A 710-nucleotide genomic window follows, 5' to 3' on the forward strand; every position below is an offset into this window, starting at 1 on the left:
GCGGCCAGCCACATCCACGCCGCAGCCGAGGTGGCCTGCTCGCCCACCCAGCCGGCGAGCACGTGCATGCCGACGGTCAGCGCCGCCGTCGCCCCGACCGCGACGATCGGCAGCCGCGCCTCCGGCCGCTGCACCCGGGCCCCGGCCCCCGCGACGAATGCGGCGAGCACCACGGCCCCGGCTGCGACGGCGAGCGGCCACTGCAGCGGCGACGGCAGCGCCGACGACTGCAGGGACGTCCCCATCGGGCCGGCGAGCAGGAACACCGCCCACGCCCCGACGACCACCGCCCACTGCCCGATCGGTTCGCCCCACGCCGCGGCGACCGCCGCCCCGAGCAGGATCCCGGCGGCTCCCGCACTGATCAGGGGCAGCACGGTGAGGGTGTCGGGGTCGGCGGCAGGTACCGCGAACCGCACCGTCCCCAGCACCACCGTGCAGCCGGCCGCCAGCAACCACGCCGTACGGCGCGACCCCGAGCGTTGCAGGCCCGCGACCGCCAGCACCGCCGCCACCGCGAACACGATCGGCCCGGTGGCGCTGCCCGTCGCGGCGGGGAGCGCCACCCCGTCCACCGCTACGGCGAAGCCGGCGAGGGCGCCCGCGCACAACGCCGCGAGACCCGCGACCGGCTCGTCCAACCGCACTGTCGCCGCCGGCATCGTCAGCGCCCCTCGGCGTAGGCCCGCAGGTGTTCGACCTGCGCGGCC

At 78.0% G+C, this 710-nt stretch carries 1 pseudogene; it reads right to left on the reverse strand.

Going from position 1 to position 710, the window contains the following annotated elements:
• A pseudogene (locus CQZ88_RS26245) lies at positions 1-662 on the reverse strand (hypothetical protein); the annotation flags it as partial.
• Positions 663-710 lie beyond the last annotated feature (48 nt).

Origin of the sequence: Rhodococcus sp. ENV425 (assembly GCF_002887785.1) — a bacterium.
GTDB lineage: Bacteria > Actinomycetota > Actinomycetes > Mycobacteriales > Mycobacteriaceae > Rhodococcus > Rhodococcus aetherivorans.